A 22,709-nucleotide genomic window follows, 5' to 3' on the forward strand; every position below is an offset into this window, starting at 1 on the left:
TTCCGTAAATAATTATTGGGTGTTCTTAGAAATTGTTGAGGCAATCAACCTTCTGCATTTTTCGAGATTTTTTCGAGAATGCTCAAAAAAGTCGTGATTTCTTCTTCGGTTAAGCCTTTGGACAACTGGCTCTCCACGGAATCAATCACTTGTTCCGTATTTTCTTTTGCATGCAACGCCTTATCCGTCAGGATCATTTTCCGCAGTCTGGCGTCATAAGGAACGGTTTCCCGAAGCAGCAAACCATCCCTCTCCATCGTATTCAGGATGCCTGTGACGGTCGATTTGCGGATGTCGAATTTCTGCTCGAGATCTTTCTGGAAGACGTCCCTCTCTGCGGATTCTTTCGCGATGTAGGAAACGATCGCAAATTGCATGCCGGTCAGGCCATACCCATCATTTTCGGTCAAGTGCCTGTTCATAAGGCGCTTAACTTGTTGCCAAACCGATCTGATCCGGAATCCCAGCAGGTCTGTGTTGCTCATTATTTTTCACCACCCATATAGTTCGTGCCCTAACTATATTATGCCTGTTACAATGGATTGTCAATCATCTTGCTTACTTTTAAATCTTTTTTATTTACTAATAATACCGGGTGGGGTATAATACGTTTTGTTGATAAGAAATTAAAGTAAAAATATACAGTTTAAGGAAGGACAGATAAAAAATGAGCACACAAGTAACAGACGCAACATGGCAGAGTGAAGTACAAGAAGGTTTGACATTGATGGATTTTTGGGCGCCTTGGTGCGGACCTTGCCGCATGCTAGGACCAGTTTTGGAAGAAATCGAAGAAGAGATGGACAACAAAGTGAAAATCGTCAAACTGAACATCGATGATAACCAAATGACGGCTTCACAATTCGGCATCATGAGCATTCCGACAATGGTTCTGTTCAAAGACGGACAACCGGTGGAAAAACTGACCGGCTACCATCCGAAAGATGTTTTGGTTGATTACCTGGAGACTAAACTAGCGTAATATAGTATGAATGGAGGGCTGTCTCGTTTTCGGGGCGGCCCCTATTCTGGTCGCCCAGCGCCTGATACCCCTGAAGACGCGATTGTTTGACGCCTTCCCGCTGTGATATAATGGGCTATCATGATCAGTCAAAAAAATGATTGCATAAGGGCAAAAAGGGGCGGGAGCAGATGGGCGAAAGTATATTGTATCAGCATCAAACGCTAGGGGATCTGATGGCGGGGGTATTCGACGGGACCCTGACATTCGAAGAACTATTGAAGCATGGGGACATCGGGATCGGAACTTTCCATGATTTTGAAGGGGAACTGATCCTGCTGGACGGCATCGCCTACCAAGCGAAGGAGGACGGTTCGATTTCAAGCGTGGATCCATCGCAGACAACGCCGCATGCCGCGGTGACGTTCTTCCGACCGGACCGCGAATACGACATCGACCGGCCGATGACGCTGAGAAAAGTACGCTCGGACATCGTCAAGCGCGTGCGCAGCCGGAATGTGTTCTCGGTCGTTAAGATTACTGGGCATTTCGAGTACATGCATACGCGGGCGGTGCCGAAGCAGCAGAAGCCCTATCCGCGCCTGATTGAAGCGACACGCGTCCAGCCGGAGTTTGAGGCCTACGATATGCAGGGAACCGCAATCGGCATCTATACGCCGGAATTGTTTGACGGGGTAGCCAAAGGGGGCTTCCATTGCCATTTCATCAGCGACGACCGTAAATTTGGCGGACACATCCTCGATTACATCGTTGACGAAGCAAAATGCGAAATCCAAACCATCGAAAGCATCACGCAACATTTCGCCGTCCAATCCGATGATTTCATGGACAAAGAAATCGAATACCACAACCTGGCGGAAGAAATGGCCGAAGCAGAAGGCTGATAAAAAAGATGAACAGAAAAGCGTACCCAGTCCTCTAAACGAGGACTGGGCACGCTTTTAAATTTTGTATGCTATTCGATTTTTTCCAGGACAACGCGGCCCAATTGCGCCTCGATTTCTTCAGTGGTTGCGATATCCGGGGAGAAGGCGGTCGCGGTTCCGGCGGCTACGGCTACCCGGAAAGCTTCCGAAGCGTCCCCTGTCCGGATGAAGGTGCCGACGAACCCGGCCACCATGGAATCTCCGGATCCGACCGGGTTGGCGACTTTCCCGGATAAAGGCGGCGCATAGATGACTTCATTCGCTGTGAAGAGTAAAGCGCCATCCCCGCCCAAGGAAACGATGGCATGCTGCGCGCCCAATTCAACCAGTTGTTTGCCGTAAGGGACAACCTCCTGCCAAGTGGTGAAAGTCCGTCCGAAAAATTCGCCGACTTCCTTCTGGTTGGGTTTCACAACCAAGGGATGGTACTGCAAACTGTTCCGCAATTCATCCTTCGTGATATCGCAGGCAAAAGGAACACCTTCCTCATGCAAGGAGCGGATCAACTGTTCATAAAAATCCTTCGGCATGGAAGGGAGCTTGCTGCCCGACATCACTACAAAATCCTGCGTCGAGATGTCCTCGAAGCCTTTCAGGAAACGGGCGACCTCCTCATCGGTTGCGCTGGGACCGTAGTCGCTGATTTCGGTATCCTGGTCTGACTTCAGGACGAGATTGATGCGGGTGCGCTCCTTGATCACAGTGAATTGGTTGAGGATATTCAGTTCCTCCATGTAGTCGCGCACAAAGTCACCGGTGAAGCCCCCGCGGAAGCCCAGCGCGATCGAGGGAATCCCGAGTGCTTTAAGGACGCGCGAAACCATGATGCCTTTCCCTCCCGGCGTGATCAGTTCATCCTGCATGTGATGGGAATGGCCCAAAGTCAATTGAGGGACAGTGACGATATAATCGATGGTCGGATTCAGTGTGATCGTGTAAATCATATATAACTCCTCCAGTCTGGGATGGCACGCAGTTCTTTTCGCTTTCAACCAAAGTATAACCCTGTCGGAAGGCAAACTCAAAAGATAGCCTTTTTGGGCAGATACCCTGGCCAGAACGGAAAAGCCGTAAGCATAAACGCATGAAAAGGGACGGAATTGTGCTAAAATAAAGGGCATCGTGAAAAGGTCCATTTTAAATAAAAAGAATATACGAACGGAAGGAAGAAGCTTCGGATGACAGACGAGAACTTAACTGAAAACATAGACGAGAGGCTGAAAGGGATCGAAAACAACATCAGGAAAAACATGTCCTTGAGCAGCGTCCCTGTCCTGATGGAAGCCATCCGGACGCATCCGGATCATCCGCATGTGAATTATTTGCTGGGGCTCAGCCACTACAAGAACCGCAATCTCGAAAAAGCGATGCATTATGCATTGCGGGCAGTGGAATTGGACGGCACCGGCGATTCCTATCTGACATTGCTGGCGAAACTGTATACGGAGGACGGAGACGACAAGGCAGCGGAGAGCTATGCGCAAGCCGCCTTCACCCGCAACCCCGCCAATTGGGAAGCGGCCCTCGTCCTGGCGAAGATGGCCTTCGAAAAGAACGATTTGCCTCGGGCACTGGAACTCGTCGATCAGGTGCTGGAGCACAGTCCGAAATCTTTCGCGGCTCTGCGTTTGAAATCGAAGATCTACCTGCAGCAGGAAGAGGAACTGGAAACGATCCTCGCTTCCATCGAAGAATCCGAGAAATACGGCTATGACGATGCCATCGAGTACGATCGCGTCTATGCCTACTACATCCACGGCCGTTTCGATGAATGCCGCCGCATCCACAAGGAATTGGAGCGGACACGGCCGCTTTCGCACAGCACCGAAAAAGTCGGCAAGCTGATTGCGACCATGCAGTCAAGCCGGCTGGCAAGAAGGGTACCGCATGCCGATTATTTCCATATGGATGCCGCCCATTCCAACAGGAAAGTCAAAGTCTCCTTGGAAGAGTCCCTGGCCGAACTGAATGAGCTGATCGGTCTGGCGGAAGTGAAGGAGACCATCAACCGGATCGTGAAGCTTGTCGAATACGACAAAAAACGGGCCTATATGCTGTCGATCGAGAAGAATGAACAGCCTTCCTATCATTTCGCCTTTTCCGGCAATCCGGGCACAGGGAAAACGACGGTCGCCAGGATTCTGGGGGATATCTTCTATTCCCTGGGCATCCTTGAATCGGGACAGTTGGTGGAAGTCGATCGCTCGGATCTGGTCGGTGGTTATGTTGGGCAGACCGCCCAGAAGACAAAGGCCGTGATCGAATCGGCCATGGGCGGCGTGCTGTTCATTGATGAAGCCTATTCCTTGGCGTCCTCGGACAGCGATTCGCTCGATTACGGCTCCGAAGCCATCGATACTCTGATCAAAGCGATGGAAGATCACCGCAATGATTTCATTGTGATCCTTGCGGGTTATGATACCGGCATGAAGCAGTTGCTGAAATCGAACCCGGGCTTGTCGAGTCGCATCAACATGCAGATCGATTTCGAGGATTTTTCCGATCAGGAATTGCTGGAAATCGCCAAGGCACAAGCCAAGGATAACCATTATACGCTGACCGAGGAAGCCGAGCAGGCTTTCAAGGTCAAAATCAATCAGGAAAAAGTCGTTCCGCAATTCGCCAATGCCCGTGCCGTCCGGAACATTATGGAAGAAGCGATGCGGGAACGGGCCTTCCGCCTCAGCGAAAAGTCCGTGACGAAGGCTGATCTGGTCATCCTCGAGCCGCTCGATTTCGGCATCGATCCCAACCAACTGTTCGGTGACAACATTGAAGACTTGATGGCGCAGCTGCGCAATTTGGTTGGGTTGAAGGATGTCAAAAAACAAGTCAGCTCGATCATGAATTATGTACGCGCCGAAAAGCGCCGCGAAAAGATGGGGCATCCGATGAACGATTTGTCCTTGCACATGGTCTTCACCGGGAATCCCGGCACAGGCAAGACAACCATCGCGCGGCTGATCAGCCAAATCCTGAAATCCATCGGGGTGCTGAAGCGCGGACACATGATCGAAGTCACAAGGGAAGATCTGGTCGGGCAGTACGTCGGCCAGACCGGACCGAAGACATTGGAGAAAATCAAGGAAGCTTACGGCGGCGTCCTGTTCATCGATGAGGCCTATTCCCTTTATTCCGCCTCCGAAAACGACTTCGGTTATGAAGCCATCAGCGCTTTGATCAAGGAGATGGAGGACAACCGCGACAAGTTGGTCGTCATCATGGCAGGCTATCCGAGCGAGATGGAGCAGATGCTCAGCATGAACTCCGGCATCCGCAGCCGGATCGCCTACACGGTCGATTTCCCGGATTACGACAGCGAAGAACTGACGGAAATCTTCCACATGGCTGCCACCCAGCAAGGTTTTGTGTTGACGGAGGAAGCCCAAGAGAAAGTGAAGAACCTGTTCGTGCAGTCCTATACAACGCGCGACAGCCATTTCGGTAATGCCCGCACAGCCAGGAGCCTCTTCGAGAAGGCGAAGCTGCACCAAAGCAACCGCTTGGCCGAAGACGAGGACGCCGATCTTTTCACGATCCTTCCCGAGGATATCGAAGAAATTTAGTGGACAAGCAAAAAAACTTCTGCACGGGAATAATTCCGTAATGCAGAAGTTTTTTCTTTTATTCGGCGTTTGCTGATTTTTCGATTCCGGCAATCCCGAAAGCTCCGGGACCGCCATGGGAAGTGATGACGCCGCCGGTCTGGACCCAAGTGACGTCCTGGAAACCTTTTTCCTTCGCGTAGTTTTCCATTTGGGTCATGATTTCTTCATCCAAGCCGAGCGATTGGATGAGGTACAGCTTATTGTCTTCGATGGCGTAAGCCTTCAGGTAGTCATCAAAAAAATCGACAACGACGCGGCTCATCTTGCCGCGGTATTTTTTTGTGGAAACCAATTTGCCGTCGATCAATTCGATCGTCGGTTTTATCTTCAGGAGGGATGCACCCAAATAAGCTGCGTTGGAGACGCGGCCGCCTGCCCTCAGGAACTCGAGACCGGATGGCATGAACGAGAAGTGCGCGCGCGGCACTGCTGCTTCGATGGCGGCAACCAGTTTTTCCACTGCGATATCCGGCTCCTGTTCAAGCAAATCGGCGGCATAAAGCACGATCGCGGCCAAGCCGCCGGATACGTTCAGGGCGTCGATGAGGTGGATGTTCTCGAAATCTTCCGCCGCCAACACGGCACTCTGGAATGAGGAAGAGGCTTTGGAGGTGTAGCCGATATGCACGATGATGCTGTCGGGCTGCTCAGAGCGGATCTTTTCGAAAAAAGCGGTATATTCGTTCGGATTGGTTGCGGTAGTGGAAGGTATTTTTTTGGTCCGCTCGTAATAATCATACAGATCCGTGACCGGAAAAGATCCATCAAGATGATCGATATCATCCATGATGACGTGCATCGGGACAATCTGGATATTGTGTTTCTTTGCCAAATCAGCCGGGACATCCGCACCGCTTTCAGTCGTAAGGATTACTCTGCTCATACTATTCCTCCGTCTCCAATGGTCAAATTTGTTATTGCCAATGGACTTAATTTGTTGGTTCCAATATACCACACTTTTAGTGCCCAACCAAAAAGTGTTATGATTGAATCAGAAACAGGAAGGGAAGAATGAGGCATGGCAAAAAATGGGAAAAACCGGAAATCGGATATCGTCACGATGCTTGCGGTTGCGGGGTATGTGCTGTTCTTGGTGGTTGGCTTTCCTGCGGCTGAGAGAGCAGGCGGCTTTTATCCGGCGTTGATGATTTTGGCTGGAATCGCTGCGTTGTTCGCGATCGTCTACTACCATTCGTGCGTGAATGCGTACGAATGCCCACAGTGCCGGCGCAAATTCAAAATCAAATTCCTTACGGATCTGATGTCGTTGAACGGAGGCAAGCAAGGCAAACGGTTGACTTGCCCACATTGCGGATTCAAAGGTTGGATGCAGGAGACCGCTCCTGATGAGGAGTAACTAAAAAAGCAACCTCATTTTCCGAGGTTGCTTAGTGAAAGGTCAATTATTTAGCTGCTTTTTCCAGATGCTTGCTGCGCAGTTGGCCGCAGGCGGCATCGATGTCGGTGCCGTGTTCCTTACGGATGACGCAGTTGATGTTGTTCTTTTTTAGGATATCATAGAAAGCCAAAATATCCTTTTTGGTGCTGCGTTCATATTTGATATGCTCGGCAACCGGATTGTAAGGGATCAGGTTCACGTAGGAAAGGTGACGCTTATCCTTCAATAAGGCAACCAATTCTTGCGCCTGCTCAGGTCTGTCGTTCACACCTGAAATCATGATGTATTCGAAAGTGATGCGGCGGTTTGTTTTCTCCAGATATTCGTCGATAGCGGACATGACTTCCTTCAGCGGGTGTTTGCGGTTGATGCGCATCATGCGGCTGCGGATTTCATCGTTCGGTGCGTGCAGGGACAACGCCAAGTTGACTTGCAGGCCGTTTTCCGCGAATTCGCGGATCTTCGGAGCCAATCCGCTTGTGGAAACGGTGATGTGGCGCGCGCCGATTGCCAAACCTTTGGCATGGTTGACGATGTTCAGGAAAGCCATGACATTGTCGTAGTTGTCGAACGGTTCGCCGATGCCCATCACGACGATGTGGCTGACGCGTTCACCATTGCCTTTTTGATCCAAGTAGTGCTGGATCTGCATGATTTGCGCGACGATTTCGCCGGCAGTCAGATCGCGTTGTTTGCGTTTCAGGCCGCTTGCGCAGAACGTGCAGCCGATATCGCAGCCGACTTGCGTCGTGACGCAGACGGACAGCCCGTATTCCTGACGCATCAGGACGGTTTCGATCATCAGTTTGTCTTCCAGTTGGAAGAGATATTTAGTGGTGCCGTCCGCTGATTCTTGGACGACCACTTGATTCAGGGGCTGCAGCAGGAAGTTGTCGGAGAGAAGGGCAACCAAATCTTTTGACAAGTTCGTCATTTCCGAGAATTCCAGGACCCGTTTGATATATAGCCAGTCCCAGATCTGTTGGGCGCGGAATTTTTTCTGGCCTTGTTCCAACAACCAAGCTTCCAGCTGATCCAAAGTCAATCCATAAATAGAAGGTGTGTTCATTATACTTTCCTTTCTTTACCGTTCAAATTTTCAATCCATATCATACCACATATTTTTGAAAATGGAATTACTTCCTGAAAAGAAGTGAAATGGTGCAAAAACGGCAACCTGATTGCTAGGCTATAAGCCAAAGAAATCCTTCAAGAACAGTAAGCCGATGCCAAACATCACCAACGTTGCAATGCCGCCGACCACATTTCCCAAACGGCGATTCGTATGGCTGCCCATCACTTTTTTGTTGTTCCCGATGAAGAGGATCAGCAGCATCAGGGGCGGGGCCATCAAGCCATTGATGGCTGCGGAATAGTACAAAGCCCTCATCGGATCGATCCCGATGAAATTGATCGTCAGTCCGATGAGCGTGGCGATGGTGATGACGCCGTAGAAGCCATGCGCCTCCTTCAGTTTCTTACCCAGACCAGTCTCCCAACCGAAAAATTCGGAAATGGCGTAGGACGAGGATCCGGCCAAAACAGGCACACCAAGCAGGCCTGTTCCGATGATGCCCAAAGCGAACAACCAATAGGCGAAGTCTCCCACCAAGGGACGAAGCGCTTGAGCGGCTTCCGCCGCGGAATTGATGGTGGTGATGCCGCTGAGGTGAAGGGTTCCTGCTGTCGTCAGCACAATCATGAAAGCAGTGACTGTCGTAAAAAACATCCCGACAATCGTATCAATCTTCATATCCTGGATGTCCTTGACAAAGATGCGGGGTTTCCCGATGCCTATCCCTTTGATTTTATGCTCGACAATCTCTTTTTCCACTTCTTCATCCGCTTGCCAAAAAAACAGGTAAGGGGAAATCGTCGTACCTAAAAAGGCCACCACATTGAGCGTGAATTCCCGGGAAGGGTAAAAGGTTGGGATGAGGGTATGCTGAAGGACAGCTCCCCAATCCTGGCGGACCGTGAATGCCGTGAAGAAATAAGCGAACAGGGAAAGCGTCAACAGCATCAGGAATTTCGAATAGTTCTTGTAATCCATAAAAATTTCCAGGACCAAGGTCAGGGCAGTCATGATTAGGATCCAAAAAATGAACGGCAAACCGAGCACCATCTGGGCCACCGCGGCCATCGCGCCTAGATCGGCACCGATGTTGATCGTATTGGCGATGAACAGAAGGGAGATTGCCGGATAGCTTATCCATTTAGGGTAAGACTGTTTCATGATCCCTGTCAGCCCTTTACCCGAAACCATCCCGATCCGTCCGCACATTTCCTGGATGGCAATCGCAAAGATGCACGAAATCGGAGAAAGCCACAACAGATGAAGGCCGAACATGGCACCAGTCTGCGAGTAGGTGACGATGCCGGATGGATCGTCATCAGAGGCTCCGGTGATGACGCCGGGTCCAAATTTTTTGAGGAATTTTTTGGTTTTTTTAAGAATATTGCGCATCTTTCTCACTCCCTTATTGGGTTGTGAATCTGCAACCAGACTTTCCGATTATAGTTGCGTTAGTCAGAATCAGTGTCTGTAGGCATTGGGATTAGGGAGCGGGCTTGTCCAGTTTTTTTCTCTTCTTTTTCTCTTCTTTGACATCATCATACCTACTATCCGCCAAGCTTGCAAGCACTTGCATCGCCATATGATATACTAGTGACAGGAACGCAAACAACGAAAAATCCAGACTGTTGAGGTGGATAAAAATGGAAGAATCAGCTATAAAAATTGAAACGATTGATGCATACATCAGCCGCTATGATCGGGATATCCAGGCAATCCTGCAGGAGTTCCGCCGGGTGATAAAGGAAGAAGCGCCTGATGCGACCGAGAAAATCAGCTATCAGATGCCGACCTTCTATCAGAATGGGAACCTTGTGCATTTTGCAGTGCAGAAAAATCATATCGGGTTCTATCCCGCACCGAGCGGCGTTGCGGCTTTCAAGGAAGAATTGACGGATTACAAGACTTCAAAAGGCGCGATCCAATTTCCCTTGACGAAGCCTATCCCTTACGAAATTGTGCGCCGGATAGTCCGCTTCCGGGTCGAAGAAGCAAAGCAAAAAAAGAAACAGAGCAAAAAATGAATCGTTCCGCTGGAGTATCTCAAGTACATAAAGGAGGCGTATCATGAATCTGCATGCAGTCTTAACCGAAGTCATCCCAACACTTGCGAGCCTGATCGAGGGCATCGGCGTCCTGATAATCCTTTATGGATGCGTCAAGTCGTTGTATCTGTTCATTGTGGACAAGCTGAATCTGAACAACAATCAACCGAAACTCGAATTGGCCAAAGCGTTGGCGTTCAGCCTGGAGTTCAAACTGGCAGCGGAAATACTGAAGACGGTCATCATCCAGACAATCGATGAATTCATCGTGCTCTCGGCCATCGTCATCCTGCGGGTTGTGCTGACGGTCGTCATCCATTGGGAAATCAAAAGCACCAATTCAGAAGAAGGGGAGTGACTTTCACACTCTTCTTTTCTTGACGTTGAAAACGTTCTCTTTCTGCCCTGATTTTGCCATGCTTTCGACATACTTCTTTCCTATACTGAAACTGTAGAGAAGAAGATCACGTAGCATACAAAAAAGGGAGCGAATCAAAATGAAAAAATGGATGAACGGAATTGTGGGTGGGGCTTTGGCAGTGTTATTGTTAAGTGGCACCGGTGTCATGGCATCCGAGGATGAAGAATTATATGGCGCAGCAGCGGTCAGCGAAGGCGAAACGTATACAATAGAAGAAATGTTGGTTTACGCTATCCAGGATGAATACATGGCCGAAGCGGCCTACGAAGCAATCATGGATGCATACGGGACAGTCAAACCATTCACAAGCATCGCCAAGGCGGAAGGCACACACATTTCCTTGCTTTTGCCGCTGTTCGAAACTTACGGATTTGAGGTTCCGGAAAATGAAGCGGAAGCCCGTATTGAATTGCCGGCGTCCTTGGCTGAAAGCTTTGAAGCAGGTGTGGCCGGCGAAATCAAAAACATCTCTGTTTATGGGCAATTCCTTGAGGCCGAAGATTTGCCGGATGATGTCAGAAGCGTCTTTGAACGTCTGATGGCAGCTTCCGAAAACCATTTGGCCGCTTTTGAACGCGGCGTCACCGGAAATCCCGACGGAGCCGGCAGGAAAAAATGATACAAAACCATAGAACAAGCCACGCGCATAATCAACTTGCGCGTGGCTTGTTTTGTAAAGGAGGACGCAAAAGCAAGAATGCTTCCCTGACAATTTTCCTTTCCGTTCTCAACCTGTCCATTGGGAAGCAGAACAATCGGGTGTATAATGGATGTATAGGTTAGAACAAACCAGTTCGTAAATGTAAGCGATATCTTTTTTGTTTTGGGAAGGGATGATGTAATGGGAACCGAAGGCGTCATCTTGGCCGCCGGGAAGTCCTCCCGGATGATGGGAAACTCAAAAATGACGATGGACCTGAACGGCAGGACCGTAATCGAAAGAAGCATCGATAGCCTGCGTCCGTTCTGCAACCGTATCATCGCGGTGACGGGGTTTCATGTTGAAGCTGTGCTGGTTTCGGCCGGACACTGCCGGGAAGTCGTCTTCGTTCACAATCCAGCCTGCGAAAAAGGCATGTTCTCCTCCTTGAAGATGGGCTTGGAGCATACAGAAGGGGAGCGTGTCCTCATCCTGCCCGGCGACTGCCCTTTCATTACCCATGAAGTCTCCGACAAGCTGCTGCAGGATAAAGGGGATATCGTCCTGCCGGCCTATCAGGGGAAATGTGGGCATCCGGTCCTATTGAGCCGCCGTGCGATTGAAGGCCTGTTGGCGGATGATCGCTGCCAAAGCCTGCAGGAATACATAAGCTCAAACAATGCGGAAATCATCGCGGTGGATTGTCCGGAGATTATTTGGGATATCGACACGCCTGAGGATTATGCCAAGGCAGTGGACTATTTTCAAGCGAAAGAAGCGAGGTGAAGGGATGGAAAACATCAGCAAATCCATAAGGCGTTTCGATTTTGACGACAAGGTGGAAGGGAAAGCCAAATACTGCGCCGATCTGCATCCGGAAGGCATGCTGTATGCAAGGACGTTGCGCTCCGAAGTGCCGCGCGCAAAAATACGCGCGGTCCGTTTGCCGGATCTGCCGGAAGGGTACACGATTATCGATCACAATGATATCCCCGGCAAAAACATCGTGCCAATCGTCTATGAGGATCAGCCGTTCCTTGCTGTGGATGAAGTCAATTACATCGGACAACCGATCCTACTCGTTGTCGGGGCGGAGAAGGAAATCATCCTCGACATCATCGGAAAAATTGAAGTGGACTACGAATTGCTGCCGCCGATCCTTTCAATCGAGGACGCGATGAAGCAGGCAGGCTCCTTTATTTTCGGCGACAAACCTTATTTTGTGGGTTATGAATATGCAAAAGGCGATCCGGATGCGGCCATCGCCCAATCAGTCCGGGTAATCGAAGATGAACTCCGCACCGGCTACCAGGAGCATGTCTATATCGAGCCGCAAGCGATGCTGGGCAGCTATGATGGTGAGCGCGTCTCTGTTTACGGCTCGATGCAATGCCCCTATTATATCCACAGCGGGCTGAAGCAGGCGCTCGGCTGGGAGGATGAACGGGTGCGTGTCGTCCAGCTGCCGACGGGTGGAGGCTTCGGCGGCAAGGAGGAATATCCTTCGATTCCGGGAGTCCACGCTGCTTTGGCAGCCATCAAGACGGGAAAACCGGTCCAATTGCTGTTCGACAGGCCAGAGGACATCCGCGCCTCGACCAAGCGCCATCCCAGCATCATCCGGATCAAGAGCCATCTGGATGCGGAAGGCCGCATCATCGCCCGGGAAATCGACGTCAAATTGGATGCCGGAGCCTATGCGGGCCTCTCAAGCGTTGTGCTGCAGCGGACGATCTTTTCGGTTTGCGGCGTCTATGGCATCCCGAACCTGAAAGTGACGGGGAAGGCCTATGCGACCAACAACATCGTGACCGGCGCGTTCCGGGGCTTCGGCGGACCGCAGGCATTTTTTGCCATCGAAATGCATATGGCGCATATCGCGACCGAATTGGGTGTCGATCCGCTTGAATGGCGAAGGAGTTACTTCCTGAAAAAAGGGGACACATCTTCGACCGGCGGCGTCTTCCATTCCGACATCAAACTGCCTGAAATCACCGAAGCCGTGAACAGACTGTCCAGTTATCAGGAGAAGCATAGCGCATTCGGCTCCGATAATAGTTACTGGAAGGGAATCGGTTGCTCGTTCTTCTTCCATGGCTGCGGCTTCACTGGATCTGGCGAGGCGGAACTGCTTAAATCACGGGTGAAACTGAAGAAATATGCGGACGATACAGCAGGTATTTTTGTATCGAGCACAGAAATTGGCCAAGGAGCACTGACCACTTTGCGCAAAATTGTCTCCCAAACCTTGGAAATCCCGATCGAACAAGTCAAACTAACTTATCCGGACACCGCGGACTGCCCCGATTCCGGCCCTACTGTCGCATCCCGGACTGTCATGATCGTCGGACGCCTGTTGCAGGAATGTGCCATCGAAATGAAACAGCGTTGGACTGAGGAAACATTTGAAGTGGTGAAGGATTACGTTTATCCGGAACATTTGTCTTGGGACAGCGAAAAATTGGCCGGGAATGCTTATCCTGAATATTCCTGGGGAGCCAACGTTGTCGAAGTGGCAGTCGATCCAATTACATATGAAGTCGAAACCAAAGGCGTTTGGGCGGTTTACGACATCGGAACGCCAATAGATGAAAAAATCGTACAAGGGCAGATCGAAGGCGGCATCGTGCAGGGCTTGGGATACGCAGCCATGGAAAGGCTGCAGACCAAAGAAGGCAAACTGCTGCAGGACAGTCTTTCCGAGTATCTGATCCCCGCGGCTGTGGACTTTCCGCGGATTGCGTTTGAATTGATTGAAAACCCTTATGCTGGAGGCCCGTTCGGAGCCAAAGGATTGGGTGAATTGCCGATGATCGGTGCCGCTCCGGCATTTGCGGCCGCTGTAGAACAGGCAATCGGCAAAAAAATCGACCGTATCCCGGTGACCCCGGAATACATCAGGGAGTTGATGACATGATGGAGGCCATTTCTTTCAAACTGAACGGGCAAGCAGTCGAACTGAAGGCAGAACCTGCCAGAAGGCTGCTCGATATCATAAGGGAGGATTTTGATTGCAAAGGGGCCAAGGAAGGTTGCGGGGAAGGCGAGTGCGGCGCCTGCGCCGTGCTGCTGGATGGCCGTTTGGTCAATTCCTGCCTGATCACGGCAGCGATGGCAGCCGGAAAAAACATCTGGACCATCGAAGGCTACCGGGAAACGGAACGGTTCCAACTGCTGAAGAACAAACTGGCGGATCACGGCAGCATCCAATGCGGATTCTGCACGCCAGGCATTATCATGGCGGCTGAAGCGTTGCTCTCGAAAAATCCCCATCCGACTGAAGCTGAAGTTAGGGAGGGGATTTCGGGCAACCTATGCCGCTGCACCGGCTATACGATGATCGTCGATGCCATCCTGTCCGCAGCACGGGAGGGGGATGGATTATGGTGAACATATTCATTCCGGATACCTTGGCGGAGGCGCTGCGGATCAGAGGACAACATGAGACCCTAGTCATCAATGGCGGAACCGATGTGATGGTGAAATACAGGCGTTGGAACGGTATGCCGCCGGATTTTCCGCTGGATGTGCTCCACATTGGAAACCTTGCGGAGCTTAAGCGCATCAAAATCGTAGAAGAAAAACTTATGATTGGCGCAGCTGTAACGCTTGCTGAACTTCTGGAGCATCCTATGGTGCCGGACTACATCAAACTACCGATTCGTCAATTGGCTTCGCCCGCCATCCGTAATATGGGCACGCTGGCTGGAAATCTTTGCAACGCCTCTGCATCGGGTGACAGCCTGCCGATGCTCTATGCGCTCAATGCGGAGATTACTTTGGCATCCGCGCACGGGACGCACAAGCTTCCCGTCAGACAATTCATCACCTTTGCCAAACAGACGCTGCTTCAACCCGATGAACTGGTGACGGAGATTGCGATACCGCTTGTCGATTATACGGTATCTCATTATCGGAAGATCGGTGGCAGGCAAGTCAACGCCATCTCCAAGGCGAGTTTCTATGCAGTGGCGATCAAGAAGGACGGCATAATCGAAGACGTGCGGATTGCATTCGGTTCCGTAGCTCCGACTGTCGTCAGGGACAGGGCTTGCGAAGAGATTTTGATAAGGACAGCGGAAACGGAACTGGATGGAAAAATAGAAACGTTGCGCACGCGATATGGGGAGTTGCTTGCGCCGTTGGACGACACCCGTTCTACGGCAGACTATCGGCGACACGTATCGCTGCAGTTGTTGGAGGATTTCATCGGGAGGGGGATGGAGACATGAACAAGAAAGCCATTCAGATTGTCTACTGGGGTTCGCTGTGGGGGATAGCCGAGGCGACGTTGGGATATGTGCTGCATATGGTCGCAATCCAACTTCCCGGACTTCCCGGGTTCGTGATGTTCCCTGTCGCCTTTTATTTTATGAGGAAAGCTTACTTGGCGAACGGGAAGGCCGGTGCGGTCTTTCAGGTGGCGCTGGTTGCGGCGTTGATCAAGTGTTGCGATTTCCTGATTCCGGGGAACATCCCGATCAGGATACTCAATCCCGCCCTGTCCATCCTGTTGGAAGGGCTGGCGGTGGCGCTTGTATTCGCCTATTCCGAAAGGAAAAGTATTGCTGTTGGCTTCGCGTCGGTTTTTGCGATGGGCATCCTTTGGCGGGCAGTCTTCCTCTTCTATTTGTTCCTGATTTCGCTCATCGATTTGCCGGCTGCGCTTGTGACGGACGGACTGCAGGTCAGCCTACGCTTCCTATTTTTGGAAAGCCTTGTGAATGCGAGCCTGATGATTGCTTATCTGAAAATAGAAAAGACAGCGCGCGTTGTTGCGGTGCCCCCGATGGTTGCCTATGCGGCGCTGGTGACGGCCATCATCCTGACGCTTGCGTTTTAGGAGGGACGGCATGGGACGCGTGACTATCATCACAGGTGAAATGGACACCGGAAAGACAACGGAGCTGATCCGGCTCTACCATGGGATGCCGGTCGGTACGGCCGACGGTTTCGCGAGCATCAAAGCTTTTTCGAAGCAGGGTGCGTTCGAAGGATATGACTTGAAGAGACTGGCGACCGGAACAACAGCTCCTTTCATAAGACTGAGCAAGTCTGATGAAGCTCCCCTTCAGCAGGACAACTTCGATTTCGATCGTTTCACTTTCCTGCGGGAGCCTTTTGAGGCTGCCGAGCAAGCCGTCCGGGAAATGATTTCCGATCCGTTGATCCGGACCGTGCTGCTGGATGAAATCGGTCCAGTAGAACTTCAGGGTTACGGGTTCTGCAGGGCGTTGAAGGATCTGTTGGCGAGCGATAAGGATCTGTACCTTTGCATCAACAGAAAGAACTTGGATCCGGTGGTGAAAAAGTTCGAAATCGGGTCATATCGCCTGATTGAAGTTGAAAATCAAACATTTCCCTCGCGCTGATGCAAACGAGGGGAATGTTTTTTTCTCAAATGATGAGGCTTGCGTCCCGTCCCTTTTCCGCTTAAAATGGAAGGACTGCAAAATAACGGAACAGAAAGGATGAGGATAGATGCGATTGGACAAACTGCTCAGCGAATGCGGCTACGGTTCTCGAGGACTAGTTAAAAAATTGATCAGAAGCAAACAGGTCAGCATCGACGGAGAAATCGTCCTGGCGGAAAACCGCAATGTCGATCCGCAGCTCCAGAAGGTCATGGTTTCGGGAAAGATGCTGACGCACCAGACTAATGTGTACTACATGCTGCACAAACCGGCGGGCGTCGTGACTGCGGTATCCGATGAAGGCAACCGCACCGTCATCGATCTGATCGACCCGTCCGACCGCAGACCGGGCCTCTATCCTGTGGGACGGCTGGACAAGGATACGGAAGGTCTGCTGTTGATCACGGACAACGGGCAGCTGGGCTATCAGCTGTTGCTGCCGCACAAAAAAGTGATGAAGAGCTATGAAGTAGTCGTAAACGAGCGCGTGACCACCGCCGATCAGGAAGCCTTCGCTGAAGGAATCGTCTTCCACGGAGGGACGACCTGCAAGCCGGCCCATTTGACCATCCTCAGCCACGGGGACGATGAAAGCCGCGTACTGCTGGATATCAGCGAGGGGAAATTCCACCAAGTTAAGAAGATGTTCCTCTCGGTCGGCAAGAAAGTCACTTATCTGAAACGTTTGACGATGGGACCGATCGAACTGGATGAATCGATTCCGCCAGGGAGCTATCGGCCTCTCAACGAAGCGGAATTGGAACAACTGAAGCCATTTTTCCGCTAGGAAGAAGGCAAATCAACCAAAAAGAGGAGGAGCTAATCAAAGCTCTTCCTCTTTTTGGCGTGCCAAGGCTTTTTTCCTAGGTTTAGTCTGCGTCAACCGATAGCTTTCCGTGATTATCCGGTCGGCAATCGGGTAAAGCTCTTCGGATACTAGGCGCAAAGTGATCCAATGGGTCTTGTTCATATGATAGGCTGGCATGATTTCCGGAATCGTCTCGCGCAGATACTCGTTCCGCTCGGGGGTGTTCTTCACATTGAGCCAGATTTCATTATTCCGTTCATAGATGTAGGCGAAGGTTTTGCGGTTGCCTTCGTGGCGCATGACTGTCCATTCCGAGTCTCCGAAAGGATAGTCTTCGATGACGTGCGCGTGCTCTTGGCAAACGGCAATCAGCCGGCTTCGGACAGTGGGTGTGATTTCCATTTATGAACCTTCTTTCCAATTCATTTGATGCTCCCTCCATTATATTAAATTTTCCCGAAATTGGCTTGTATCGTGTCGGATCTATTGACATATGGATGGATAATGCGATAATAGATAGCATGCTATGTATAAATTTCCGGAAAGGAGGAGACATTGTGATATCACGAGAGATGATGGGAGTCTATATCCCGATGCTCCATAACCAATTTAAGGAACAGATGAACCGTTTGGTGGGTAAAATCGACCTGACCACTTCCCAGATCCATGTCCTTTTTTACCTGAAGGGGCGTGGCGATGAGGAAGTGATCCAAAAAGACATCGAAGAGACGTTCAACCTTACCAATCCGACCGTGACCGGAATCATCAAACGGCTAGAAGCGAAGGGATTCGTCACACGCACGGTCAGTTCGAAGGATGCCCGTTCCAAGAGTATCCATCTGACCGAAAAAAGCATCGCCGCATCGGAAGAGATGAAGCGGGCTTTGTATGAAGCCAATAAAAAAGTTTTCGAAGGCTTCACCGATGAGGAGCTGGACGTATTAGAAGGGTGCTTCAAAAGGATGCTGCACAATCTGGAAGGCAGCTGCGTCCACCAACACGGACACGGGCTTGTGCATAAAAAAGAAAACAACTAAATTAGGAAAGAAAAGGGATTGCACATGAAAGTCATAATGAAATACTTAAAACCTTTTGCCGGCACGATACTGATCAGCCTACTGATTTTGTTCGGTCAGGCAATCGGCGAATTGAGCCTGCCGAATCTGATGAGTGACATCGTCAATACAGGCATCCAAAATGGAGGCGTCGAACAGGAAGCGCCTCAAGCGCTGCCTTTGGATGGCTTCGCACTTATGACGTTATTCATGGATGAAAAAGACAAGGAAACGTTCCAGAACAGCTATCAGTTGATTGAGGGCGGATCGGCGGAAGCCGAAGCCTACAGCGCAGACTTTCCGGAAAGCCAGGAAACGGATTTCTACGTGCTGGATGAAACCGATGCGGAACAACTGGCCTCGTTGGAGAGCATCTTCAGCAAGGCAAGCTACAGCTTCGTGACGTTTATGCAGGAAATGGGCGGACAGCAAGGCAATGCCGCATCAGTCGATGCCGAGAGCGGCTTCGAAGATGCAGATATGAACCAACTTTACGCGCTGTTGCCGCAATTGCAACAGCTGCCGCAGGAAGCTTTCACGGCGTCCATGGATGTTGCCGATGATGCTGAACCGATGCTCTACAGCCAAATCGGGATCCTGTTTACGAAACTCTTCTATGAAGATCTGGGAGCGGATATGGATGCGCTCCAGAACCAATACATTATGACGAAAGGCGCACAGATGCTCGCTATCGCAGTCGCGGTGTCCGTTGCTTCCGTAGCTGTAGCGTATTTCTCTTCGCGGATCGCCGCGAAAGTTTCCGGCCGGATGAGAAGGGATGTCTTCGCCAAAGTCGAAAGTTTTTCCAACACTGAGTTCGATAACTTTTCGACCGCATCCCTGATTACGCGCACGACCAATGATGTGCAACAGATCCAGCAACTGATCACGATCGGAATCCGCATGCTGTGCTATGCACCGATCTTGGCCACTGGTGGTCTGATTATGGCGATCGACAAGAGCGTCTCGCTGGCGTGGACAATCGCCGTTGCGGTTATTGCCCTCGTCGGCATCATGATGACGATTCTGTCGATTGCGATGCCGAAGTTCAAAGTGCTGCAAAGCTTGACGGACAGATTGAATCTGGTCAGCCGCGAGAACCTTTCCGGCATGATGGTCATCCGCGCTTTCGGGAATGAACCGTTTGAAGAAAACCGCTTCAACGACGCCAATGAAGACTATACCTTTACTAACCGCTTTGTGCAGCGTTTGATGTCACTCTTGATGCCGGCGATGATGCTCGTCATGAACGGCGTTTCGCTGCTGATCATCTGGTTCGGCAGCCAGCAGGTCGCTGATTCTGCCCTGCAGATCGGGGATATGATGGCCTACATCCAATATGTGATGCAGATCATTATGGCCTTCTTGATGATTTCGATGATGTTCATCTTCCTGCCGCGTGCTTCTGTATCGGCTATACGGATCGGGGAAGTGTTGGATACGGATCTGAGCATCACTGATCCAATCGATGCGCAACCAAGCTTAAAGAACGAAGGTCTCATCAGCTTCAACAATGTCTCTTATCATTATCCGAAGGCGAGCGAGAATGTCTTGACCGACATTTCCTTTACCGCCAGGCCTGGCGAAACGACGGCAATCATCGGTTCGACTGGTTCCGGAAAATCGACGCTGATCAATCTGATTCCGCGCTTCTACGATGTGACGGACGGCTCAATCGAGATCGACGGCATCGACATCCGGAAAATGACGCAAACCGATCTGCGCCGCAACATCGGCTACGTTCCGCAAAAGGGGATGCTCTTCTCCGGAGACATCGCCTCAAACGTTCTGTACGGAAAAGACGACGCTTCGATGGATGAGATCATGAAAGCCATTGAAGTTGCCCAAGCGAAGAACTTCGTATCGGAGATGGAAGACGGCATCGAAACAGCCATCGCACAAGGCGGCGGCAACGTCAGTGGCGGGCAGAAACAGCGCTTGGCCATTGCCCGCGCGTTGGTCAAAAAAGCCCCGATCTATATTTTTGACGACAGCTTTTCGGCGTTGGACTTCAAAACGGATGCGGCATTGCGTTCCGCTTTGCATGCCTACACGGACAACGCAACTGTCCTGATCGTGGCGCAGCGGATCAGCACCATCATGGATGCGGAACAGATCATCGTCCTCGATAAAGGCAAAATCGTCGGGATAGGGACTCACGATGCGTTGATGAAAAACTGTGAGACTTACCAAGAAATTGCTAAATCTCAGCTTTCAGAGGAGGAATTAGCATGAGCGAAATGAAACAAAGAAGACCGCAAGGCGGCCCGGGCGGAGGCCACGGTCCGATGGCCGGCATGAGCGCGCCGGTCGTGAAAGCGAAGGACTTCAAAGGCGGATTCAAAAAATTGGCCGCATACCTGTCGCCTTTCAAATGGCTGATGGCAGTCGTCTTCATATTGGCGATCGCTTCCTCCCTGTTTGGGATCGTCGGACCAAAAATCATGGCTTTGGCCATCGACAAATTGGTCGCCGGCGTCATGCTGAAGTTCACAGGCGGATCCGGCGAAATCGATTTCGATTACATCGGAACAGTCCTGTTGGGGCTCTTGGGCTTGTACGTGCTGAGCGCCACTTTCTCTTATCTGCAAGGATTTCTGATGTCGGGTGTTTCCGCAAAAGTTTCCTATAAACTGCGCAAAGACATCATGGAGAAAATAAACAAATTGCCGCTGGCCTATTTCCACAAGAACAGCCAAGGGGATGTGCTTTCCAGGATCACGAATGATGTGGACACCCTGAATACCAGCCTGAACCAGAGCTTAACCCAGATCATCACATCGATCACGACGCTGGTGGGTGTCTTCATCATGATGCTGACGATCAGCTGGCCGCTGACGCTTGTCATCCTTGGCGTGCTGATCGTGTCCATGATGCTACTGATGCTGATCATGTCGAAGTCGCAGAAGCACTTCGCCAACCAGCAGAAATACTTGGGTGCGGTCAATGGCCATGTCGAAGAAATGTACGGCGGGCATGTGGTCATGAAAGCCTTCAACGGGGAAGAAAAATCCGTTGCCGCTTTCGATAAAGAGAACGATCAGTTGATCGAAGCCGGTTTCAAGGCCGAATTCCTTTCCGGTTTGATGATGCCGTTGCTGAGCCTGATCGGAAATCTTGGGTATGTCGTGGTCTGTATCATGGGTGGCGCGATGGCTGCTGCCGGAAACATGACGATCGGGGATATCCAAGCCTTCCTGCAATACGTGCGTAACTTCACTCAACCATTGACGCAAGTCGCGCAAGTGGGGAGTCAATTGCAACGGATGGTTGCTGCCTCTGAACGAATCTTCGAGTTCCTCGAAGAGGAAGAAGAGACAGTGACCGAAGCGAAAATCGAAATGGCGACCGCTGATGTCAAAGGGAACGTCCGCTTCGATCACGTCAAGTTCGGCTATGAACCGGATAATCTGGTCATCAAGGACTTCTCCGCGGATATCAAAGAAGGACAAAAAGTCGCGCTCGTCGGTCCTACGGGCGCCGGCAAGACGACGATGGTAAAATTGTTGATGCGTTTCTACGACTTGACGGGTGGAGCCATCTACATCGATAACCACAACCTTACCGATTTCACGCGCAGCGATCTGCGGACGGAATTCGGGATGGTGTTGCAGGATACGTGGCTGTACAACGGCACCATCATGGAGAACATCCGCTACGGGAAACTGGATGCGACCGATGAAGAAGTCATCGCCGCCGCAAAAGCCGCGCAAGTGGATCACTTTGTCCGGACATTGCCGGATGGCTATGATATGGTCCTGAACGAGGAAGCCAACAATGTTTCTCAGGGAGAGAAACAATTGCTGACGATCGCGCGGGCAATCCTTGCTGATCCGCAGATCATGATCTTGGATGAAGCGACGAGCTCAGTGGATACGCGGACGGAAGTGCTTATCCAGAAAGCGATGGATACGCTGATGCAAGGCAGAACCAGCTTCATCATCGCGCATCGTCTGTCGACCATCAAGAATGCCGACCTGATCCTCTGCATGAACAACGGGGATATCGTCGAACAAGGAACCCACGAAGAATTGCTGGCGAAAGGCGGCTTCTACGCCGACCTCTACAACAGCCAGTTCGACGAAGGCGAATAAGTATAAGAAAAGCGGAACGGGTTCGCTCAGCCCTGAAAGAAATTTAGGAAATCTGGCCCTGAATGAGCATCGTAGAGCGCAATGGGTCCGATTTATCTAATTTCCGAAGGGCTAACCCGTGCAGCTAGCCAATGCTTTGGGATGCATGGAACATTTTGCAACTCTATGAAGCACCTACGGTGATGCACTTTTGATTCTATAAAAGTTCTCTATTATGACAATAAAACTGCATCATGCAACCT

The 22,709-nt window shown here is 50.9% G+C and carries 23 protein-coding genes; 17 read left to right on the forward strand and 6 right to left on the reverse strand.

The genetic code is table 11. From position 1 onward, the window contains the following. Nucleotides 1-44: 44 nt before the first annotated feature. Nucleotides 45-485 (reverse strand): MarR family winged helix-turn-helix transcriptional regulator, encoded by a 441-nt coding sequence (locus BM184_RS00400; protein ID WP_086942065.1) that lies wholly within the window; start codon nt 483-485, stop codon nt 45-47. Nucleotides 486-667: 182 nt separating this feature from the next. Here BM184_RS00400 and trxA point away from each other — a divergent pair, with 182 nt between their 5' ends. Both trxA and budA read left to right on the forward strand, forming a co-directional pair. Next, nucleotides 668-982, forward strand: coding sequence for a thioredoxin (trxA, locus tag BM184_RS00405; RefSeq protein WP_086942066.1), 315 nt, complete (start codon nt 668-670; stop codon nt 980-982). A gap of 170 nt (nt 983-1,152) precedes the next feature. Continuing rightward, nucleotides 1,153-1,866 carry an acetolactate decarboxylase gene (gene budA / locus BM184_RS00410; RefSeq protein ID WP_086942067.1) on the forward strand — a complete coding sequence of 238 codons (714 nt, stop codon included), beginning with the start codon at nt 1,153-1,155 and terminating at the stop codon, nt 1,864-1,866. Between the two features lie 71 nt (nt 1,867-1,937). On the opposite strand, the gene pfkB is transcribed toward budA, so the two are convergent. Next, the gene (gene pfkB / locus BM184_RS00415) at nt 1,938-2,852 is read right to left on the reverse strand and encodes a 1-phosphofructokinase (protein ID WP_086942068.1); all 915 of its coding nucleotides are present in this window, start codon (nt 2,850-2,852) and stop codon (nt 1,938-1,940) included. A gap of 234 nt (nt 2,853-3,086) precedes the next feature. Here pfkB and BM184_RS00420 point away from each other — a divergent pair, with 234 nt between their 5' ends. Beyond that, nucleotides 3,087-5,474, forward strand: a complete 2,388-nt coding sequence (locus BM184_RS00420; RefSeq protein ID WP_086942069.1) for an AAA family ATPase — start codon at nt 3,087-3,089, stop codon at nt 5,472-5,474. A 58-nt stretch (nt 5,475-5,532) separates the two neighbouring features. Here BM184_RS00420 and BM184_RS00425 read toward each other — a convergent pair whose 3' ends face one another. Further along, a complete protein-coding gene (locus BM184_RS00425; RefSeq protein ID WP_086942070.1) occupies nt 5,533-6,399 on the reverse strand; it encodes a DegV family protein in 867 nt (288 codons plus the stop codon). 135 nt (nt 6,400-6,534) lie between these two features. Between BM184_RS00425 and BM184_RS00430 the strand changes: the two genes are divergently transcribed. Continuing rightward, a complete protein-coding gene (locus BM184_RS00430) occupies nt 6,535-6,873 on the forward strand; it encodes a hypothetical protein (RefSeq protein WP_086942071.1) in 339 nt (112 codons plus the stop codon). Between the two features lie 46 nt (nt 6,874-6,919). On the opposite strand, the gene rlmN is transcribed toward BM184_RS00430, so the two are convergent. Then, nucleotides 6,920-7,984 carry a 23S rRNA (adenine(2503)-C(2))-methyltransferase RlmN gene (gene rlmN / locus BM184_RS00435; RefSeq protein WP_086942072.1) on the reverse strand — a complete coding sequence of 355 codons (1,065 nt, stop codon included), beginning with the start codon at nt 7,982-7,984 and terminating at the stop codon, nt 6,920-6,922. A gap of 120 nt (nt 7,985-8,104) precedes the next feature. Continuing rightward, nucleotides 8,105-9,382 carry an NRAMP family divalent metal transporter gene (locus BM184_RS00440; RefSeq protein ID WP_086942073.1) on the reverse strand — a complete coding sequence of 426 codons (1,278 nt, stop codon included), beginning with the start codon at nt 9,380-9,382 and terminating at the stop codon, nt 8,105-8,107. Between the two features lie 251 nt (nt 9,383-9,633). Here BM184_RS00440 and BM184_RS00445 point away from each other — a divergent pair, with 251 nt between their 5' ends. From BM184_RS00445 to BM184_RS00490, 10 genes are all read left to right on the forward strand, one after another. Beyond that, nucleotides 9,634-10,014: an iron chaperone gene (locus tag BM184_RS00445; protein WP_086942074.1), complete on the forward strand. Its 381-nt coding sequence runs from the start codon at nt 9,634-9,636 to the stop codon at nt 10,012-10,014. 43 nt (nt 10,015-10,057) lie between these two features. After that, on the forward strand, nt 10,058-10,393 hold the full coding sequence (locus BM184_RS00450; protein ID WP_086942075.1) for a DUF1622 domain-containing protein: 336 nt from the start codon (nt 10,058-10,060) through the stop codon (nt 10,391-10,393). A 139-nt stretch (nt 10,394-10,532) separates the two neighbouring features. Next, complete coding sequence (locus BM184_RS00455) at nt 10,533-11,075, forward strand: ferritin-like domain-containing protein (RefSeq protein ID WP_086942076.1); 543 nt, start codon at nt 10,533-10,535, stop codon at nt 11,073-11,075. A 222-nt stretch (nt 11,076-11,297) separates the two neighbouring features. Continuing rightward, a complete protein-coding gene (locus BM184_RS00460; protein ID WP_086942077.1) occupies nt 11,298-11,882 on the forward strand; it encodes a nucleotidyltransferase family protein in 585 nt (194 codons plus the stop codon). A 4-nt stretch (nt 11,883-11,886) separates the two neighbouring features. Further along, entirely contained in the window at nt 11,887-14,013 is a 2,127-nt protein-coding gene (locus tag BM184_RS00465; protein ID WP_086942078.1) for a xanthine dehydrogenase family protein molybdopterin-binding subunit, read from the forward strand. Beyond that, a complete protein-coding gene (locus BM184_RS00470; RefSeq protein WP_177208486.1) occupies nt 14,010-14,486 on the forward strand; it encodes a (2Fe-2S)-binding protein in 477 nt (158 codons plus the stop codon). Before BM184_RS00465 ends, BM184_RS00470 begins: the two co-directional genes overlap by 4 nt. Beyond that, nucleotides 14,480-15,328: an FAD binding domain-containing protein gene (locus tag BM184_RS00475; RefSeq protein ID WP_177208487.1), complete on the forward strand. Its 849-nt coding sequence runs from the start codon at nt 14,480-14,482 to the stop codon at nt 15,326-15,328. Before BM184_RS00470 ends, BM184_RS00475 begins: the two co-directional genes overlap by 7 nt. Beyond that, a complete protein-coding gene (locus BM184_RS00480) occupies nt 15,325-15,939 on the forward strand; it encodes a hypothetical protein (protein WP_086942080.1) in 615 nt (204 codons plus the stop codon). The genes BM184_RS00475 and BM184_RS00480 overlap by 4 nt, the downstream gene beginning before the upstream one ends. Before the next feature lie 10 nt (nt 15,940-15,949). Further along, on the forward strand, nt 15,950-16,468 hold the full coding sequence (locus BM184_RS00485) for a nucleoside-triphosphatase (protein ID WP_086942081.1): 519 nt from the start codon (nt 15,950-15,952) through the stop codon (nt 16,466-16,468). A 109-nt stretch (nt 16,469-16,577) separates the two neighbouring features. After that, nucleotides 16,578-17,297 carry a 16S rRNA pseudouridine(516) synthase gene (locus BM184_RS00490; RefSeq protein ID WP_086942082.1) on the forward strand — a complete coding sequence of 240 codons (720 nt, stop codon included), beginning with the start codon at nt 16,578-16,580 and terminating at the stop codon, nt 17,295-17,297. A gap of 36 nt (nt 17,298-17,333) precedes the next feature. On the opposite strand, the gene BM184_RS00495 is transcribed toward BM184_RS00490, so the two are convergent. Next, nucleotides 17,334-17,720, reverse strand: a complete 387-nt coding sequence (locus BM184_RS00495) for an MmcQ/YjbR family DNA-binding protein (protein WP_086942083.1) — start codon at nt 17,718-17,720, stop codon at nt 17,334-17,336. Between the two features lie 155 nt (nt 17,721-17,875). Here BM184_RS00495 and BM184_RS00500 point away from each other — a divergent pair, with 155 nt between their 5' ends. The 3 genes from BM184_RS00500 to BM184_RS00510 are packed head-to-tail and all read left to right on the forward strand — an operon-like array spanning nt 17,876 to nt 22,467. Beyond that, nucleotides 17,876-18,355 carry a MarR family winged helix-turn-helix transcriptional regulator gene (locus tag BM184_RS00500; RefSeq protein WP_177208488.1) on the forward strand — a complete coding sequence of 160 codons (480 nt, stop codon included), beginning with the start codon at nt 17,876-17,878 and terminating at the stop codon, nt 18,353-18,355. A 24-nt stretch (nt 18,356-18,379) separates the two neighbouring features. Next, entirely contained in the window at nt 18,380-20,608 is a 2,229-nt protein-coding gene (locus tag BM184_RS00505; RefSeq protein ID WP_086942085.1) for an ABC transporter ATP-binding protein, read from the forward strand. Continuing rightward, a complete protein-coding gene (locus BM184_RS00510) occupies nt 20,605-22,467 on the forward strand; it encodes an ABC transporter ATP-binding protein (RefSeq protein ID WP_086942086.1) in 1,863 nt (620 codons plus the stop codon). The genes BM184_RS00505 and BM184_RS00510 overlap by 4 nt, the downstream gene beginning before the upstream one ends. The last annotated feature ends 242 nt before the right edge of the window (nt 22,468-22,709 follow it).

Source organism: Trichococcus pasteurii, assembly GCF_900112935.1.
GTDB lineage: Bacteria > Bacillota > Bacilli > Lactobacillales > Aerococcaceae > Trichococcus > Trichococcus pasteurii.

Excerpts from the sequence above, each read along its gene's own strand:
- BM184_RS00400 (WP_086942065.1), bottom strand. The coding sequence starts at position 485 with ATGAGCAACACAGACCTGCTGGGATTCCGGATCAGATCGGTTTGGCAA.
- trxA (WP_086942066.1), top strand. The coding sequence starts at position 668 with ATGAGCACACAAGTAACAGACGCAACATGGCAGAGTGAAGTACAAGAA.
- budA (WP_086942067.1), top strand. The coding sequence starts at position 1,153 with ATGGGCGAAAGTATATTGTATCAGCATCAAACGCTAGGGGATCTGATG.
- pfkB (WP_086942068.1), bottom strand. The coding sequence starts at position 2,852 with ATGATTTACACGATCACACTGAATCCGACCATCGATTATATCGTCACT.
- BM184_RS00420 (WP_086942069.1), top strand. The coding sequence starts at position 3,087 with ATGACAGACGAGAACTTAACTGAAAACATAGACGAGAGGCTGAAAGGG.
- BM184_RS00425 (WP_086942070.1), bottom strand. The coding sequence starts at position 6,399 with ATGAGCAGAGTAATCCTTACGACTGAAAGCGGTGCGGATGTCCCGGCT.
- BM184_RS00430 (WP_086942071.1), top strand. The coding sequence starts at position 6,535 with ATGGCAAAAAATGGGAAAAACCGGAAATCGGATATCGTCACGATGCTT.
- rlmN (WP_086942072.1), bottom strand. The coding sequence starts at position 7,984 with ATGAACACACCTTCTATTTATGGATTGACTTTGGATCAGCTGGAAGCT.
- BM184_RS00440 (WP_086942073.1), bottom strand. The coding sequence starts at position 9,382 with ATGCGCAATATTCTTAAAAAAACCAAAAAATTCCTCAAAAAATTTGGA.
- BM184_RS00445 (WP_086942074.1), top strand. The coding sequence starts at position 9,634 with ATGGAAGAATCAGCTATAAAAATTGAAACGATTGATGCATACATCAGC.
- BM184_RS00450 (WP_086942075.1), top strand. The coding sequence starts at position 10,058 with ATGAATCTGCATGCAGTCTTAACCGAAGTCATCCCAACACTTGCGAGC.
- BM184_RS00455 (WP_086942076.1), top strand. The coding sequence starts at position 10,533 with ATGAAAAAATGGATGAACGGAATTGTGGGTGGGGCTTTGGCAGTGTTA.
- BM184_RS00460 (WP_086942077.1), top strand. The coding sequence starts at position 11,298 with ATGGGAACCGAAGGCGTCATCTTGGCCGCCGGGAAGTCCTCCCGGATG.
- BM184_RS00465 (WP_086942078.1), top strand. The coding sequence starts at position 11,887 with ATGGAAAACATCAGCAAATCCATAAGGCGTTTCGATTTTGACGACAAG.
- BM184_RS00470 (WP_177208486.1), top strand. The coding sequence starts at position 14,010 with ATGATGGAGGCCATTTCTTTCAAACTGAACGGGCAAGCAGTCGAACTG.
- BM184_RS00475 (WP_177208487.1), top strand. The coding sequence starts at position 14,480 with ATGGTGAACATATTCATTCCGGATACCTTGGCGGAGGCGCTGCGGATC.
- BM184_RS00480 (WP_086942080.1), top strand. The coding sequence starts at position 15,325 with ATGAACAAGAAAGCCATTCAGATTGTCTACTGGGGTTCGCTGTGGGGG.
- BM184_RS00485 (WP_086942081.1), top strand. The coding sequence starts at position 15,950 with ATGGGACGCGTGACTATCATCACAGGTGAAATGGACACCGGAAAGACA.
- BM184_RS00490 (WP_086942082.1), top strand. The coding sequence starts at position 16,578 with ATGCGATTGGACAAACTGCTCAGCGAATGCGGCTACGGTTCTCGAGGA.
- BM184_RS00495 (WP_086942083.1), bottom strand. The coding sequence starts at position 17,720 with ATGGAAATCACACCCACTGTCCGAAGCCGGCTGATTGCCGTTTGCCAA.
- BM184_RS00505 (WP_086942085.1), top strand. The coding sequence starts at position 18,380 with ATGAAAGTCATAATGAAATACTTAAAACCTTTTGCCGGCACGATACTG.
- BM184_RS00510 (WP_086942086.1), top strand. The coding sequence starts at position 20,605 with ATGAGCGAAATGAAACAAAGAAGACCGCAAGGCGGCCCGGGCGGAGGC.